Below are 17,678 nucleotides of genomic sequence, written 5' to 3'. Positions count from 1 at the left end.
TTTACTGGTTGTTTGAAGATTTGTCTTTTAATTCTACAGGCTGGCCATCTCTCAACGAGCGTACACCTTCTATTATAAGCTGATCACCGGCTTGCAGACCAGATGTGATTTCTACAGACTGATCATCGCTATAACCTTCTTCTATCTGAACCTGTTTAGCAACAGCAGTACCATCTGTCTGCTCATCAAATACATAAGTGATGCTGTTACCCATTGCATTTTGCTGAATTACATTTTCTGGGATGACTATGGCACTTTCTACAGCATAGTCATTAACCATAACCGTCGCAATCAGGTTGGGCTTTACCGCATTATCGGGATTTGGTATTGAAATTTTAACATCAAAGGTCCGGTTATCTGGACTAACGAAGTTTCCTACCTGTCTGATCTTTCCGTCGTAGGTTTTACCTATTGAAGCCAGTCTGATTTTTACTTCGGTGCCTTCTTCAACTTTACCTAAAAAAGATTCCGGGATTGAAGCTTCCACATACATATCGCTAAGATTTACCAGACGTAAAACTCCGGTCTGCCCGGCATTTACAACCTGTCCCTGATCTGCTAAGGTATTGTCAACAACTCCAGAAAAAGGTGCAGTAATTACTGTTTTAGAAATTCGTGAACGCAATTGATCTGTTGCGGCTTGCATAGCATCATAATTGGATTTTGCTTCTAAATAGCTGATTTCTGAACCTATTTGTTGATCCCAAAGTCTTTTTTGACGTTCGTAGGTCGTTTTTGCTAAAGCGGTTTGTGCCTCTTGGCGAGCCAGCTCGCTACTCAAGCCACCATCGTCTATACGTGCTAAACGTTGCCCTTTAGAAACCCGTTGCCCTTCTTTTACATATAGTTGTGTAAGTACACCGGTATATTCAGCGTAAAGAATGATATTCTGATCTGTATTTACATTACCCTGCACTTCAAAATAGTGCTTAAATAAAGTGTCTTTAAGCGTAGTTGTGGTGACTAAAGCAGCTTTCTTCTTAACGTCTTGTTTTTCTATTGCAGCATTAAGTGAGTCAATTTCTGCTTTCAACTCATTTTGTTGAGCCAGTAATTCGGTCTTTTTTGCGCGCATCGCACTCAAATCTCCTTTTTCAATAATTGCATCAACAGATTCTTCTTTGCCTCCACAGGAAACAAGCAAAAGAGTTACAAATGCTATAGTGAATATATTTTTCATAGGTATTAGGTGTCTGAGGTTAGTCTTCTTTTGGTTTGTAAATAGTAGTGTCTAAAACTTTTTCTAATGCTGCTTTGTTGGCAATAACATCATACATAGCTTGTAAATAATCTTGCTGCGCCTGATAGAGTTGAGATTGTGCTTCGCTTAGTTCAAAGCTACTGGCAATACCTTCAAAAAATTTAATAGAGTTCTTGTTTTCTATACGTTCTGCAAGTGCAAGATTTTTTTCTTGGGTAGCATAATTATCCAATGCAAACTGGTAGTCATTACGAGCTGTTGCAATCTGAAGTTTGATTTGATTGCGGGCTTGCTCGAGGTCTTCAAGACTTTGTTTGTAAGCCAATTCTTTTTGAGCGGTTTTAGCTGCACGCATCCCGCTGCTAAAAATGGGTACGCTAAGTGATACGCCTAGAACAGATTGCTCAAAATAGCGTTGCTCATCACTTAGAAACGTAAACTCATTACTCGCTCCTGAAGCTCCATAATTTACATAAGCACTCAAGCGGGGAAGCGCTTTACTTTTCTCGAGCTTAACTTCGGTCTCTGCCAAATTGGTTTGATCTTGAGCAATACGAAAATCTATATTTTTTTCGGGTTCTATAGTTTGCGTAAGTAAGTTAAGGTCATAATACTGCATGGTCAAATCTTCAAGTTTATCTGTAACTTCAAGTTTACTATCAATAGGTATCCCTAAAGTAAGCTTGAGCATATCGTATGCGATAGCCAGTTGACGTACCGTATTATTAAGCTGCGTCTCCAGGCCTAAAGCTGTGATTTGTAATTGCTCTACATCCTCTTCTTCACCAAGACCATTTTCAAAAATCTTACGGGTATCGTTTAGATTTTTATTTATGGTTTTTAAGTTCTTCTGAAAAATTGAAATACTTTCCTGAGCAAGTAAGACATTACCATAGGCTTCAATTACACTTTGTTTAACCTCGAGATCTGTTTTTACTTTGGCATTTTCAGAAATCTGTAAAAGTGTTTTTGCAGACTGAACGCCTACGATATAGGAGCCGTCAAATATCAATTGATTCCAGGTGGCTGTAGCAGAAGCACTTTGTTTAGGGCTAAACTGCACCGGAGTAAAGGTTCCGGGCTCTGCGTCTGGATCAAAAAATTGAGCAGGTATAAAAGAGGTTGGCTGTATTAACTGATTTTGATAGGTGATTTCACCAGAGATTTGAGGCAATCCCTGAGCGATGATTTCCCATTTTTGTTTTAAAGCAATCTCCACATCTGTTTGTGCATTTTTTGCAGTATAACTGTTTTCAAGGCCATAAGTAATAGCTTCTTGTAAACTGAGTGCATAAGATTGTACCTCTGTTGAATCTTGAGCTTTTGCCGGGAAATATAGGCCCAGAGCACAAGTAAAAAGGAGGAGTGATTTTCGCATTAGTCTTGATTTGAATGAATTAATTGATTGAGAATTTTTCTGCCTTCAGGAGTTATAATGCCGCGTAAATGGTATTCTAAATACATCTCATGTAAAGCAACGTGTGGAAATTTTTCTGGAGGAAAAATGCTTTCGTCTTTGATATTCGTTATCCCTACCTGATACATTCGAGATACAAATTCTACTTCCAGATTTTTTCTAAAAAGGCCCTGTTCAATCCCCCGAGTGATATTTTTCTTCATACAGCCACGAATAAACTCGGTTTGAGTAGCACGTAATTCTGCGGAGATTTTTGGGTAATACTTTATAAGCTGTTGAATGGATGAATTTTTTTCTCCCTTTAGGTGTTGTATAACATATTTTTTTATTTCATAAAGCTCTTCAATAGGATTCATGTGTTCGGTGAGTAAATTTTGTACACCACATTGAATATTATTCAATATTTCAAAGCCAGCAGCATGTACTAACTCGGTTTTATGAGCATAATTTGCATAAATTGTTTTTTTTGATATCCCCATATGTGTGGCGATATCATCCATAGTAACGCTTTTAAATCCTTGACTTAAAAATAATTGCGTTGCATTTTTTAAAATTTCATTCTTCATAATCGAAGGCAAATATATAACGGAAACTTTAAAAACTTAATAAGTTTCCAAAGTTTTTTATTTATTTAATGATGAGATAACTTTATGGTATTCGTGCAGCTTCATAAGACTTTGAGAGTTGAGTTCAGATTTAGTGTCTTATTTTAGCTGAAAATTTTATGAGTATGCTGCGCATTGATCAATACACAGAAGTGTTTGTTGAGTACTTAAATAGTAAAATTACAGAGCGAGAGCCTAAGAATTTGTACGACCCCATCAATTATATTCTACAGTTAGGAGGGAAGCGCTTGCGACCGGTTTTGACCTTAATGGCAACTGATATATTTGAATCTGATCATAAAAAAGCGTTAGATGCTGCATTAGCCGTAGAGGTTTTTCATAATTTTTCGCTGGTTCACGATGATATTATGGATGATGCTCCCTTGCGACGAGGTAAGGATACTGTGCATGAAAAATGGGATGTAAATACCGGTATTCTTTCTGGAGATGCTATGCTTATTAATGCGTACCAATTATTTGAAAATTATGAAGGAGAAATTTTCAGAGAGTTGGCAAAGCTTTTTAGTAAAACGGCGATAGAGGTTTGTGAGGGACAGCAGTATGATGTAGATTTTGAAACACGTGATGATGTTACGCTTCCTGAATATTTAAAAATGATTGAATATAAGACCGCTGTGCTAGTGGGAGCGGCTTTAAAAATGGGAGCAATTGTTGCAGAAACCACAAAGATCAATTGTGATCGTATTTATGAGTTTGGGCGTGATTTAGGGATTGCATTTCAATTACAGGATGATTATTTAGATGCTTTTGGTGATCCTAAAACCTTTGGTAAGCAAGTGGGAGGAGATATAATCGAAAATAAAAAGACCTTTCTGTATCTTACTGCATTAGAAAAATTAGATCCTGCACAAAGCATTCAATTACAGCATTTATTTACTATAAATCCACAAGATCCATCAGAAAAGGTTGAAACAGTAAAACAGCTTTTTGTTGAATCGGGAGCTTCTGAAGCAATACAGAAAGAGATAGAAAGTTATACCCATCAGGCGCTTAAAGTACTCGATGAGTTAGACGTGAAAGAAGAAAATAAAGAGAACTTACGCGAGTTTGCACAAGCTTTGATGTATAGATCGGTTTAACAATTTGCAAAAGATGGAAGCAGGAATTCAGATTTTACAGAAGGCAGAAGATGCCAAATTGTATAAAGATCTGATCATTCAACTTAACAAAGATTTTTTGCGTGCCGGAATTGCTGACCAGTTTGGTGAAGATGTATCTGCTGAAGCTTTAGTGCGTAATTTAACTGCAAGTCTGTATGCTACAATAGTCTCAGATTTTGAAGTGTACCTCAATTTGCTTTATACCATTGACGTTTCCGAATCAAAAATCAAAAAGTTACCGCAGCAAGAAGTTCATGAATTTGCCCTTGCTGTTTCAGAATTGATCTTAGAACGAGAGTTTATGAAGGTTTTTTTAAAAATAGAAACGAATAAACGGTTGTATGGCGCTGGTGTAGATGAGGTTATCATCTTTAAATAAAACATTGTAGCGAGCGCCTATTGTAACAGGTCCAGAACGATAACCAGCTCCCAGGAAAAGAGCAGAATTCCAGAAATCATCTTTAAAAGTGCCGCCATCAAGATTTGCTTTTTGACTCACATACAGTTCTTCAAACTCTGCAGAAAGCTGCAATATTGGCAACGGATTTGCTAATGCGATAATGCTACCTCCTACAATTGACGATTTGTAGCTTCCATTTTTTATATACGAATAGCTCAAGCCTGGTCCTGCAGCGAAATATGGATTGAAATTATAGACTGCACTTGGAGAAATATTAGCGGCAAAATAATCCTGACCAAAATTTAAACCAAGACCACCTCCAATAGCTACCCGATCCCAAAAATTAGATCGCGCAAACTGAGCTGTTGATTCATTTGAAAATAGCGTTATAAAAAGTATCGTAATTATTAACGTAGCAATCGATTTCATAAAGTAGTCTTTGTAGAATTTGCATATCTGTTATATAGATGTTAAATCCTGATTTTAAAATGTTAATGATAGGCATAAAAATAGATAAGGACACGTCTTGTGGAGGGTAAATATTGTATTTTTGACAAATTATTGCTTAAAAAATCGACAGATTTAACTTATAAAATGGATAGATTTTCATTTCTAAATGCAGCAAATACTGCATACTTCGCAGAACTATACGATAAATATTTACAGCATCCTGATAGTGTAGAACCCAGTTGGAGAGCTTTTTTTCAGGGATTTGACTTTGGAATAGAAGAAAGTGGTTTAGCACCAGATGTTGCTCCTCAACCTACCAGTTCGGGTGTTCCTGAAAACCTTCAAAAAGAATTTCAGGTTGTAAAACTAATTGACGGTTATCGAACTCGTGGGCATTTGTTTACTAAAACAAATCCCGTGCGTGATCGTAGACAATATACTCCTTCATTAGAGTTGGCAAATTTTGGATTGAGTCAGAATGACTTAGATACCACTTTTACTGCTGGTGAAATATTGGGTATTGGGACTACTACGCTTCGAGAAATTATTATACATCTTGAGAAGATTTATTGTGAATCTATTGGTGTAGAATATATGTTTATTAGAAAACCTGAAGAGATTCAGTGGATTCAGGATAAACTCAATATCAATGATAATCATCCTGATTTTTCTGCAGAGACTAAGAAGAAGATTCTAAAAAAATTAAATGAAGCTGTTTCTTTTGAAACCTTTTTGCATACAAAATATGTAGGTCAAAAGCGTTTCTCTTTAGAAGGAGGTGAGAGTTTTATTCCGGCTGTAGATGCGATTATTGAAGCTGCCGCAGATCTTGGTGTAAAAGAGTTTGTGATGGGTATGGCTCACCGGGGTCGTTTAAATACCTTAACAAATATCTTCGGGAAAAATGCTAAAGACATCTTTAGTGAGTTTGATGGTAAAGATTACGATCAGGAAGTTTTTGACGGAGATGTAAAATATCACTTAGGTTGGACTTCAAGTCGCCTTACTGATAGCGGAAAAGAGATCAACATCAATATTGCGCCAAACCCGTCTCACTTAGAGACTGTGGGTGCTGTAGTTGAGGGTATTTCTAGAGCAAAACAAGACCGTCATCACTTTGACAATCCGCAAGAGGTTCTACCTATTGTTGTGCACGGTGATGCTGCAATTGCAGGGCAGGGAATTGTTTATGAAGTGATACAAATGGCACAATTAGATGGGTACACTACAAAAGGTACTATTCATATTGTGATCAATAACCAGATAGGCTTCACCACAAATTATCTGGATGCGCGTTCTTCAACCTATTGTACAGATGTTGCTAAAACCACCTTGTCGCCAGTGCTTCATGTGAATGCAGACGATGCAGAAGCAGTAGTGCACGCAGCGCTTTTTGCACTAGATTTCAGAATGACATTTGGCCGTGATGTATTTATTGACCTTTTGGGATATCGTAAATACGGACATAACGAAGGTGATGAGCCGCGTTTTACACAGCCTAAATTATACAAAGCAATTGCTAAGCACGATAATGCTCGAGATCTATATGCAAATCGTTTAAAGTCTGAAGGCGTGATTGATGACAATTATGTTAAGCAGCTGGAAGAGGAATATAAAGACAAACTCGAAGAGAAGTTAGAAAAATCTCGTGAAGAAGATACTACACGTATAACGGCTATTATGCAGGACGAGTGGGAAGGTTTTGAGCCTGCCACTGAAGATGAAATGATGAAGCCCGTAGATACCACTTTTGATCTTGAGGGTCTTACAGAAGTTGCGAAGTCAATCACAAAGCTTCCGGAAGATAAAAAGTTCTTGCGTAAAATAAATAAGATTATTGAAGGACGTCGCGCGATGTACTTTGATGATAATAAAATAGACTGGGGTCTTGCAGAATTACTGGCTTACGGTTCGTTACTCAAAGAAGGTTTTGATGTGCGTATGACCGGGCAGGATGTAGAGCGTGGTACGTTCTCACACCGTCACGCGGTAACTAAAGTAGAAGATAGCGAAGAAGAAATCGTATTGCTTAATAATCTCGAAGGAGAGCAAGGGCATATGTATATTTTCAACTCGCTACTTTCTGAGTATGGCGTTGTAGGTTTTGATTATGGGTATGCCATGGCGAGTCCAAAAACGCTACCTATCTGGGAGGCGCAGTTTGGTGATTTCAGCAACGGAGCACAGATTATGTTAGATCAATACATTTCTGCTGCAGAAGATAAATGGAAACTTCAAAACGGTCTGGTCATGTTATTGCCTCATGGTTATGAAGGTCAGGGAGCAGAACACTCTTCGGCACGTATGGAGCGTTACTTACAGCTGTGTGCAGTAGATAATATGTACGTTGCAGATTGTACTACACCCGCAAACTTCTACCACTTACTACGTCGTCAATTAAAGACTAACTTTAGAAAGCCGCTTATTGTTTTTACTCCAAAAAGTTTGTTGAGACACCCTAAAGTTATCTCTACAAAAGAAGAGTTGGCTAACGGAAGTTTCCAGATGACTATAGATGATTCAGAAGTAAAAGTAGATAACGTAAAAACACTCGTATTTGTAACCGGTAAATTCTATTATGATCTGCTGGCACAACGCGAAGAGTTAGGTCGTGATGATGTTGCTTTAGTTAGAGTAGAACAGTTGTTTCCACTTCCTAAAAATGAAATTAGAGCGGCTATAGAAAAATATAAAAATGCAGACGATGTTGTGTGGGCTCAAGAAGAGCCACGTAATATGGGAGCTTATGGTCACTTATTGATGCATTTACCTGAAGCGCAAAAATTCAGAATTTGCAGCCGTAAGTTTTACGGGGCACCTGCCGCAGGAAGTTCTGTACGTTTTAAGAGAAGACATCAGCGCGTAATTGATGACGTGTTTGATAAAAATTCAAATAACCAATAAAAGAAAATTTCGCGAAAGCGATAGAATAAAAGTTAATACAAGAGAATTATGGCTTTAGAAATGAAAGTCCCATCACCGGGAGAATCGATCACCGAAGTTGAAATCGCACAATGGCTTGTTGAAGATGGAGATTATGTAGAAAAAGATCAGGCAATTGCTGAAGTTGATAGCGATAAAGCAACCTTAGAATTGCCTGCTGAAGCGAGTGGGATCATCACATTAAAAGCCGAAGAGGGCGATGCTGTTGCTGTAGGTGAGGTGGTTTGCCTTATTGATACCGATGCGCCTAAACCAGGTGGTGGTGATAAGAAAGCTTCTGGAGATGAAGGAAGTGGGGGAGATGCCGAAAAAGAATTGGCTCAAAAAGACGCCAAAAAGGAAGATACTAATGAGAAGGGTGATGCTAAGAAGGAAGAGCCTTCTAAGTCTAGTACACCTAGTCAGTCTCAGGATAAAAAATCATACGCAACAGGAACACCTTCTCCGGCAGCTAAAAAGACTTTAGATGAAAAAGGTATTGATGCAAAAGATGTAAAAGGTACTGGTCGTGACGGTCGTATTACAAAAGACGATGCCGTAAATGCAAAACCTTCTATGGGTACTCCGGGAACCGGAAGCCGTGGTGAGAGTCGTTCTAAAATGTCTATGTTACGTCGCAAAGTTGCAGAGCGCCTGGTTTCGGTAAAGAATGAGACTGCAATGCTTACTACTTTTAACGAAGTGGATATGTCTGCTATTTTTGAACTGCGTAATAAATACAAAGAAGACTTTAAAGCGAAACATGGTGTAGGTCTTGGGTTTATGTCGTTTTTTACATTGGCTTGTGTGCGTGCATTAGAAATGTATCCTGCAGTGAACTCGATGATTGACGGTAAAGAAATGTTGACGTATGACTATAAAGATATTTCTATAGCAGTTTCTGGTCCAAAAGGATTGATGGTTCCTGTTATCAGAAATGCTGAAAATCTAAGTTTTCGTGGTGTGGAGTCTGAAGTTAAGCGTTTGGCTTTAAGAGCCCGTGATGGTCAGATTACAGTTGATGAGATGACCGGTGGTACGTTTACGATTACAAACGGAGGTGTATTTGGAAGTATGCTTTCAACGCCTATTATCAACCCTCCTCAATCTGCTATTTTAGGAATGCACAACATTGTAGAACGCCCTATTGTACGTGATGGTGGTATTGCAATTGCACCTATTATGTATGTAGCACTTTCTTACGATCACCGTATTATTGACGGAAAAGAATCGGTTGGATTTCTGGTTGCTGTTAAAGAAGCATTAGAAAATCCTGAAGAATTATTGATGGATAACAATGTGCTTAAAGCTTTAGAAATGTAGAAATTTTGCATCTGCGAAATACTCTGAAATAAAAAAACCTCACAGCTTTTAAAAGCTGTGAGGTTTTTTTATTTTTTCTCAATTAAAACTTTTTCTACAAGCTGCTTGAGTTCTGTATCTAAAGAAACATTGGGAAACGTTCTGCCCGCCTGGCGATACCAGTATTTCGCATTCCAGTCGTCGCCTTCTATGCGGTGCAGGTGTGCGTGTATAAGACTTCCCATAGGGCTGTTGATGTCCTGAGCGATGTTGTGTGAAGCTTCCCAATCTCCTTTGGCTATAAACCAAAGTGACTTTAGGGTTTCCGGCCAGTTTTCCCTTGGTTTATCAGCACGAAGTGAATCTTCAAATTGCGTATAGTTTTCAGGTTTTGTCATTCCGTTTTAACTTAATTTTTAAAATGCTTAAGATATAAAATCACGTATCAAAAGACTAATTCCTATTTTTGGAATTCAATTCCAGAATCAAACACATTCCCGATATGTCGACTCAAAAACGCTTATTTCTTTTAGACGCTTATGCTTTAATTTTTCGCGGATATTATGCCCTAATTAAAAATCCGAGAGTAAATTCAAAAGGTCAGGACACCTCTGCGGTAATGGGCTTTGTGAATTCGCTTTTTGATGTGATCAAACGTGAAAAACCCGATCATCTTGCCGTGGCTTTTGATAAGGGCGGAAGCTCAGAACGTGTGGAACTATACGAGGAGTATAAAGCCAACCGTGATGAAACCCCAGAGGCAATCCGTATAGCTGTGCCTATTATTCAGCAAATTTTAAAAGCAATGCACGTACCGTGTATTGAGATTGAAGGAGTAGAAGCTGATGATTTGATTGGAACATTGGCAAAACAAGCCGAGAAAGAAGGATTTCAGGTTTTTATGGTGACTCCGGATAAAGATTATGCCCAGCTGGTTTCTGAAAACATTTTTATGTACAAACCGGCCCGAATGGGTAACGGTATCGAGATCTGGGGAATTCCTGAAGTGCAAAAACGTTTTGAGGTGGAACACCCGGAGCAGGTGATTGACTACCTGGGGATGATGGGGGATGCCTCAGATAATATTCCGGGGCTTCCGGGAGTGGGTGATAAAACAGCCAAGAAGTTTATCAAACAATATGGCGGTCTTGAAGGCTTGCTGGCTAATACGGATGATCTTAAGGGTAAGATGAAGGAAAAGGTAATCGAGAATGCCGAACTGGGCAGGCTTTCGCGAAAGCTGGCAACGATTATGATTGATTGTGATGTGGAATTTCATGCAGAGTCTTACGAATTGTCTCAGCCGGACGCCGATAAGGTACAGGAGCTATTTGATGAGCTCGAATTTAGAAGATTAAAAGATCAGTTTATCAAGATATTTTCCGGCGAAGCCGATAGTGATACCGGTGCTGCTGTGAGCAATACCGAAACCGCAAAAAAATTGGTGAATTCATCAGAAAAAGCCGCGGCAGCAGGAGCAGGGCAGTACAATCTTTTTGCAGATGGCAGTGACGGGATGGAAATTGAAGAGCGCAATGCCCGCAAAACCATCAAAGACACCGAGCATTTTTACCAAAGTGTCGCGCCGGGAATGGCTACGAAGCTTTTCCTTAAAAACCTGATGAAGCAAACTTCAGTGTGTTTTGATACAGAAACGACTGATCTGGATCCGTTGAAAGCTGACCTGGTTGGGATCGCATTCAGCTGGGAGAAGACTAAAGGTTTTTACATTCCGTTTCCAACGGAAAAAGAAGAAGCGCAAAAACTGATTGAAGAGTTACGTCCATTTTTTGAGAGCGAAGAAATTGAGAAAATAGGGCAGAACTTAAAGTACGACATCAAAGTTCTGGCTAAGTACGGTATTGAGGTAAAGGGCAAACTCTTTGATACGATGATTGCGCATTACCTGATCAATCCCGATATGCGTCACAATATGGATGTACTGGCCGAAACCTATCTCAATTACACACCGGTTTCCATTGAAGAACTCATCGGTAAAAAAGGGAAGAACCAAAAATCAATGGCAGATGTGCCGCTTGAAGAGCAAACCGAATATGCTGTTGAAGATGCAGATGTGACCCTTCAACTTAAAGAGCATTTTGAAAAAGAAATGGGGGAAGCCAATACGCAAAAATTGTTTGATGAGATTGAAATTCCTCTAGTGCAGGTTTTAGCCGATATGGAACTTGAAGGAATTAATCTGGATGAAGAATTTCTCAATAGCCTGGCGGAAGAACTAAATAATGACATCCTTTCGTTAGAGAAAAAAATTTATGAAGAAGCAGGGGAAGAATTTAATATCGGTTCGCCGAAACAGTTGGGAGAAATCCTGTTTGATAAATTAAAACTGGTAGATAAACCCAAGAAAACGCGTACCGGGCAGTATTCAACCGCAGAAGATGTGTTGTCCTATCTGGCTCCCGATCACGAGATCATTCAGCACGTGCTGGACTATCGCGGACTTTCAAAACTGAAAAGTACTTATGTAGACGCTTTACCTACTCAGGTTGATCCGAATACAGGTCGCGTGCATACCGATTATATGCAAACAGTTGCTGCCACCGGGCGTTTGAGTTCAAACAACCCCAATTTGCAGAATATACCCATTCGTACCGAGCGCGGGCGTCAGGTGCGTAAAGCATTTGTTCCGCGTAATGAAGATTACATATTGCTAGCTGCCGATTATTCGCAGATTGAACTGCGTATTATAGCGGCGTTGAGCCAGGAAGAAACGATGATGCAGGCCTTTAAGGATGGTGAGGATATTCACGCGTCTACAGCGGCGAAAGTCTTTAATGTGCCGCTTGATGAAGTAACTCGTGAGCAGCGTAGTAATGCGAAGACTGTGAATTTTGGAATTATTTACGGGGTTTCGGCTTTTGGCCTCAGCAATCAAACCGATTTGTCCCGAAGCGAGTCAAAAGACCTGATCGATACCTATTATAAAACTTACCCAAAACTGCGTAACTACATGAGTGAGCAGGTAGATTTTGCCCGCGATAACGGGTATGTTTCTACCGTTTTAGGGCGTCGCCGGTATTTAAAAGACATCAACAGTGGCAATGCTGTGGTGCGGGGTGCCGCAGAGCGGAATGCGGTAAACGCCCCCATACAGGGTAGTGCTGCAGATATCATCAAGATCGCGATGATCAACATTCACAAAAAACTGAAGGCTGAAAAACTAAAAACTAAAATGTTGCTTCAGGTGCATGATGAATTGGTCTTTGATGTCTACAAACCTGAACTGGAAGCCGTCAAAAAAATGATCAAATCTGAAATGGAACAAGCCTTTAAAATGGACGTGCCGTTAGATGTAGAATTGGGTATAGGAGAAAACTGGTTAGAAGCACATTAATTAAAAACTTCACTAAAGTAAAAGCCCGTTTAGCATTTGCTAAACGGGTTTTTTGGCTAGTTTAAAAAATCTATAAAATCAAAATCGGGATTTCTACCATCCAGGATTCTGTTGCGCAGCAAGGGTAGGGTTGTTATTTGTTTCTTGTTGAGGGATAGGCCATAAAAATCTAAAATCGTTGTAAGGCACGGCGTCAACTCCCAAAGGACCGTCATATGCGGTTCCTAAAGTGTAAAGCGCTTCTGCAGGAGTTCCGTTGGCAACTTTTGCAGGAATGCCATTTACAGGAGCCAGGTTATCGTTTTGTAAACGGTGGATGTCTGGCCAGCGTCTTCCTTCCATTACAAATTCGATTCTACGTTCTGTTATAATAGCGTTAACCAAAGAGGCAGGTGTGGTGAAATCTGCGGCGACATATGCCTGAGTTGCAGGATTTGCAAGTGAACGATTTCTAACAGCATTAAGTGAACTGAGAGCTGCACTCGTATTTGCAGGACTCAATCTTGCATAAGCCTCAGCCATATTCAAAAGAACTTCAGCATAACGAATAACGGGAGCAGGATCAGTATAATTTGTAGCATCTTTATACTTGTTTGTGTAAATCACTCCTGAAGTTGTGTTTATTAAACCGCCTTCGGTTCTGCGCTCGTCATCTGTAAGCCAAGCTGGGTTTCTCCAGATAATAGGGCTAACTACTACCAGACCTCTTCTGTTGTATTGAGAGGCTAAAGCAGCATTCACGCCTGGATTGTTGTTTTCAGAATGTTCCATCGAGAATACAGATTCTGTGTTGTCATAACCGGAAGAGAACGTAGTATTGGGATCGGCAGGTAGCGTATAAACTGTATTCAGTTTCATTCCTTCTGTAATTACCATCTGCCAGTTTCTCATATGTAAATAAGCTCTTGTTTTAAAGGCTATTGCAGCTTCTTTTGTAGCACGAACAATACCTCCTCGTGTAGAGCCCTCTTCACTTGCCCGGTCTGATTTGCTTAGTAAATCATCTTCAGCATCATCAAAATCCTGAATTATTCTTTGATAACACTCAGCAACGGTATTTCGACCTTGTGCTTGTGCTAAATCCAAAGATTCTGCGGTTTGAATAGCAAAATCTCTATAAGGCACTCCAAGGTGGCTTGCATCAGGAGTATCATTATAGGGTCTTGCAAAATGGAATAATAGTTCTAAATGCGCTGCGGCTCTAAAGAATTTAGCTTGAGCTATATAATCTGTGGCAACTTCACTGGTTATAATACCATTATCTAAAGCTGCCTGTACGCCTTCAATAACAATGTTAGCGCGATTAATGAGACGATATGTGTCGCTCCAATAGTATACGTTATTGGCAGTTGTAGGGTCGTATGTTGCTGTATACGTAAGTTGGTAAAAAGTAGCAACATTTACTACGTCTTCACCACGATTATCCCCTTGTTGTACAAATGCTGCTCCAAATGGATATCCTCTCCCAGCCCCTGTGTATACGCCAATCTCTGCTGCATTATAAAGACCAGTTACAGATAGCTTTACTAGATCTGCTGTAGAAAATGCTGCATTTTCTGAAATAGAGTTGTAAGGTTCTAGATCCAATACATTACCCTCATTACAAGAGTTTAATGTGAAACTGAAGCTTGATACTGATAGTAAAACAAATGCTGCTTTACTTCTAAAATTTGTTTTGATATTTAATTTCATTTGTTTCTAATTAAAATCCTAAGTTAATACCGAATGAGAACACACTAGATCTGGGCGTTAAATTTAAATCTACCCCTGCGGTTTCCATCTCAGGATCTACTCCGCTATAATCTGTGATCGTCCAAAGGTTTTGACCTTGTAAGAAAATGCGTAGCTTGGTTAAACCAAGTTTTTCTGCTTCAGACATAGGTAGGGAGTATCCTAAGGTAATATTGTCAAGCTTAATGAAATCTGCGTCTTCCACAAAACGAGTGGTAGGTGTAGAAGTTAGGTTTGTTGTGGTATTTGTAGAAGCGTATAATCTTGGGGTCCATCCATCACCTGGATTTTCCACACTTTGCCATCTTCCTAAAATCTCTGTGCTGTTGTTCGTAAAGTTTTGATTTAATAAATCTCTGCGGGTTGCATTAAAAATCTGATTTCCGCCGCTAAAACGGAATAGGAAACCTAAATCAAAATTCTTGAACGTCATATTAGAATTAAATCCTCCAAAATACTTAGGCTGTGATCTTCCTATAATGGAGCGGTCATCAGTGGCGCTTAATGCTGCTGCAGTTGATACATCTGCCGGATTTGCCGGGTCAAAAACTGAATAACTGGCTCCGGGCAGATTCCCCTGTACAAGACTTCCGTCTGCTTTATAGTAAACAGGATTCCCGTTTGAAGGGTTGACACCATAATAACGGTATCCGTAAATTGAATTTATGGACTCACCTTCGCGGTTTATCGTGTTATTAGTACTGGAGATACGATCTGCGCCATTAACAAGACTTATGATCTCATTCTCAATAAATGAGATGTTAGCGCCTACATTCCATGTGAAATCTGAATCAATAATACGCGCATCTACGGTAAACTCTAAACCACTGTTTTCAATCTGACCAATGTTAGCTCTATAGCTGTTGTTAGGAACACCAAAAGATTGAGGTGTTTCCACGTCAAGTATTAGGCCATCAATATCGTTAAGAAAGTAATCAAAACTAAAGTTTATTTTGTTTCTCAACAGTGATAGGTCAAAACCGGCATCATATTTAGCGCTAGTTTCCCATTGTAAGGTGTTGTTTCCAAACTGTGAATAACCAATTCCATTATTTGCTGCATAGGGCGCTGGAGCGTAAAGACCTAGATAAGGATAATTTCCAATATCTGTGTTGCCTACTTTTCCATAAGAACCTCTTAATTTTAATTCAGAGATCACATGTTTAATACCTTCCATAAAAGGTTCTTCGCTTATTCTCCAGCCAACCGAAGCTCCCGGGAAATTACCATAGCGGGTATCTGAGCTTAGTCTTGAGAGGCCGTCACGACGTATAGTCCCTTGAAGATAGTAGCGTTCCTTAAAATTATAAGAAAGACGAGCAGCATAGGAGATAAGACCATTTTCGGTAATACCCCCGCCAGAACCTTGAACACCGTAAGAGTCTGTAATAAGGTTGGTGCCGAAGAATTCGTTACTTAAATCGGTTCCGGTACCAAAGAAGCTTTGACTTCTGGTTTTTTGATATTCGTTTACAAGAGTAACGCTTATATTATGAGCATCCGCATAGGTTTCATTATAGCTTAAAACGTTTTGCCAGTTCCAAGTAGTTTCGTCCAAACTGTTATTTTGAACCCGCCCGTTTGAACCTCGACCATCTCCGTGTATTGGGCTCCAGAAAAGATAGCCATTTGATAATGCCTTGTCTACACTGATTTGTGTTCTGAAGTTTAAGGTAGAAACTGGCTTAATGTCAAGATAGGTATTACCGATCAATCGGTTTATTTTTGTGGCATATTTGTTATTTTCTATTACAAAAATAATGTTAGGAATGTTGTCTCCTACGGTCTCCAAGTTGGTGCCGCGTCCCATGCGATCCGGAAAAGTATCATCCAAATTGTAACCAGTAGGGTCATTGGCGTCATAAGGCGATACGTTAGGATGTTGACGGGTAGCGTTAAAAACGTTTCCGGAAAGAGAGTTGGTGCCCACGTTCAATCCAAAATATTCAGATTGTGTAATACCTGCATTAGCGCCTATAGATACCCAGTCTTTGATTTTCTGTTCGGCATTTGCACGGTATGTGAATCGTGTAAATTCATTGGGCTTAGCAACGCTTTCTTGTTCTGTGAATCCTAAAGACAGGTAATATTTTAAATTTTCAGTCCCACCAGAAAAGGAAAGGTTGTGATCTTGTTGAAATGCATTATCATTAAGAACTAAATCCTGCCAGTTTGTATTTACTTCAGTACCGGCTGCCCAATCTGATTGGTTTCGGTTTGATCTTTTTTCATTACTGATGGTTACAAAGTCGGCTGCGCCTAGTAGGTCAAATTGACTTACTGGTCTCGCGAAACCAACAGTTACATTATAATTGGTGCTGATCTTACCAACTTTTCCTTTTTTGGTAGTAATTAATACAACGCCATTAGCAGCACGCGATCCATAAATTGCAGTAGCAGAACCGTCTTTTAAAATATCAATCGATTCGATATCTGCAGGGTTTATGTCACCCAGAGCATTTGAAGAGGCATAACCTCCTTGGCCTCCTGTTGCAATGGGGATACCATCCACAACAACTAATGGGTATGTGCCAGAATCAATAGAAGCAATACCTCGTATTCTAAAACGAGGAGTGTCACCTATGATACCTGTTTGAGTTGTTATTTGTACACCGGCTGCACGTCCTGCAAGTTGCGATTCAAAACTTGGAGTAACAAGGTCTGCAATGGCCTCTCCTTTTACCTGAGATACAGATGCCGTTAAATCTGACTTTCGCTGAACGCCATACCCTACGACCACCACTTCGTCAAGAGATTCGGTGCTTGGGTTTAAAGTAATGTTTATTACAGAGCTTTGTCCTACCACACGTTCAGTCGATTCAAAACCTAAGAATGAGAACACTAAAGTTTCTTCCGGGGACGCTGCAATTGAGAATTTCCCGTCAAAATCAGTTTGAGCTCCACGGTTAGCGGCATTTTTGACTACCACATTCACGCCTGGCAAGGGTATACCGTCAGATCCAATAACGGTGCCGGTGATGGTTTTCTGTTGAGCATAAGAGCTTAAGCCTATAGCGCACAGTAAAAAACTAAATAATAATTTTTTTATCATTTAAACATGTTTTGGTTATAAGGCCGAAATGTAGATTAAATGATAGTGCAGAATTGATAAATAATCAATTTGATTGAATTATTATTAAAAAGTATTAATTGGTTGTGTGTTTTGATCTTAAA

12 protein-coding genes are annotated in these 17,678 nt (G+C 39.5%); 5 read left to right on the top strand and 7 right to left on the bottom strand.

All coding sequences use genetic code 11. The features are described 5' to 3' along the window. Window position 1 precedes the first annotated feature (1 nt). The 3 genes from DSM03_RS01430 to DSM03_RS01420 are packed head-to-tail and all read right to left on the bottom strand — an operon-like array spanning window position 2 to window position 3,184. A complete protein-coding gene (locus DSM03_RS01430; RefSeq protein ID WP_128761594.1) occupies window positions 2-1,180 on the bottom strand; it encodes an efflux RND transporter periplasmic adaptor subunit in 1,179 nt (392 codons plus the stop codon). Between the two features lie 19 nt (window positions 1,181-1,199). Continuing rightward, the gene (locus DSM03_RS01425; protein ID WP_128761593.1) at window positions 1,200-2,579 is read right to left on the bottom strand and encodes a TolC family protein; all 1,380 of its coding nucleotides are present in this window, start codon (window positions 2,577-2,579) and stop codon (window positions 1,200-1,202) included. Next, on the bottom strand, window positions 2,579-3,184 hold the full coding sequence (locus tag DSM03_RS01420) for a TetR/AcrR family transcriptional regulator (RefSeq protein ID WP_201740392.1): 606 nt from the start codon (window positions 3,182-3,184) through the stop codon (window positions 2,579-2,581). Before DSM03_RS01420 ends, DSM03_RS01425 begins: the two co-directional genes overlap by 1 nt. 164 nt (window positions 3,185-3,348) lie before the next feature. Between DSM03_RS01420 and DSM03_RS01415 the strand changes: the two genes are divergently transcribed. Continuing rightward, a complete protein-coding gene (locus tag DSM03_RS01415) occupies window positions 3,349-4,323 on the top strand; it encodes a polyprenyl synthetase family protein (protein ID WP_128761591.1) in 975 nt (324 codons plus the stop codon). Window positions 4,324-4,336: 13 nt separating this feature from the next. Continuing rightward, the gene (locus DSM03_RS01410) at window positions 4,337-4,723 is read left to right on the top strand and encodes a hypothetical protein (RefSeq protein ID WP_128761590.1); all 387 of its coding nucleotides are present in this window, start codon (window positions 4,337-4,339) and stop codon (window positions 4,721-4,723) included. Here the strand turns inward: DSM03_RS01410 and DSM03_RS01405 are convergent. Next, entirely contained in the window at window positions 4,658-5,173 is a 516-nt protein-coding gene (locus DSM03_RS01405) for a hypothetical protein (RefSeq protein WP_128761589.1), read from the bottom strand. The two genes, DSM03_RS01410 and DSM03_RS01405, sit on opposite strands and share 66 nt — an antisense overlap. Before the next feature lie 165 nt (window positions 5,174-5,338). Between DSM03_RS01405 and DSM03_RS01400 the strand changes: the two genes are divergently transcribed. Further along, on the top strand, window positions 5,339-8,098 hold the full coding sequence (locus DSM03_RS01400) for a 2-oxoglutarate dehydrogenase E1 component (protein ID WP_128761588.1): 2,760 nt from the start codon (window positions 5,339-5,341) through the stop codon (window positions 8,096-8,098). A gap of 48 nt (window positions 8,099-8,146) precedes the next feature. After that, window positions 8,147-9,439, top strand: coding sequence for a 2-oxoglutarate dehydrogenase complex dihydrolipoyllysine-residue succinyltransferase (gene odhB, locus DSM03_RS01395; RefSeq protein ID WP_128761587.1), 1,293 nt, complete (start codon window positions 8,147-8,149; stop codon window positions 9,437-9,439). 68 nt (window positions 9,440-9,507) lie between these two features. Here the strand turns inward: odhB and DSM03_RS01390 are convergent, their stop codons facing one another. Next, window positions 9,508-9,816, bottom strand: a complete 309-nt coding sequence (locus tag DSM03_RS01390) for a hypothetical protein (protein ID WP_128761586.1) — start codon at window positions 9,814-9,816, stop codon at window positions 9,508-9,510. A 104-nt stretch (window positions 9,817-9,920) separates the two neighbouring features. Between DSM03_RS01390 and polA the strand changes: the two genes are divergently transcribed. Continuing rightward, window positions 9,921-12,773, top strand: a complete 2,853-nt coding sequence (gene polA / locus DSM03_RS01385) for a DNA polymerase I (RefSeq protein ID WP_128761585.1) — start codon at window positions 9,921-9,923, stop codon at window positions 12,771-12,773. 93 nt (window positions 12,774-12,866) lie between these two features. On the opposite strand, the gene DSM03_RS01380 is transcribed toward polA, so the two are convergent. Then, window positions 12,867-14,465: a RagB/SusD family nutrient uptake outer membrane protein gene (locus DSM03_RS01380; RefSeq protein WP_128761584.1), complete on the bottom strand. Its 1,599-nt coding sequence runs from the start codon at window positions 14,463-14,465 to the stop codon at window positions 12,867-12,869. A gap of 10 nt (window positions 14,466-14,475) precedes the next feature. Beyond that, window positions 14,476-17,556, bottom strand: coding sequence for a SusC/RagA family TonB-linked outer membrane protein (locus tag DSM03_RS01375; RefSeq protein WP_128761583.1), 3,081 nt, complete (start codon window positions 17,554-17,556; stop codon window positions 14,476-14,478). Window positions 17,557-17,678 lie beyond the last annotated feature (122 nt).

The organism is Leeuwenhoekiella aestuarii, from assembly GCF_004104055.1.
GTDB lineage: Bacteria > Bacteroidota > Bacteroidia > Flavobacteriales > Flavobacteriaceae > Leeuwenhoekiella > Leeuwenhoekiella aestuarii.
The sequence above is the reverse complement of the archived record's forward strand: the minus strand, read 5'-3'. Positions and strand labels throughout refer to the sequence as shown.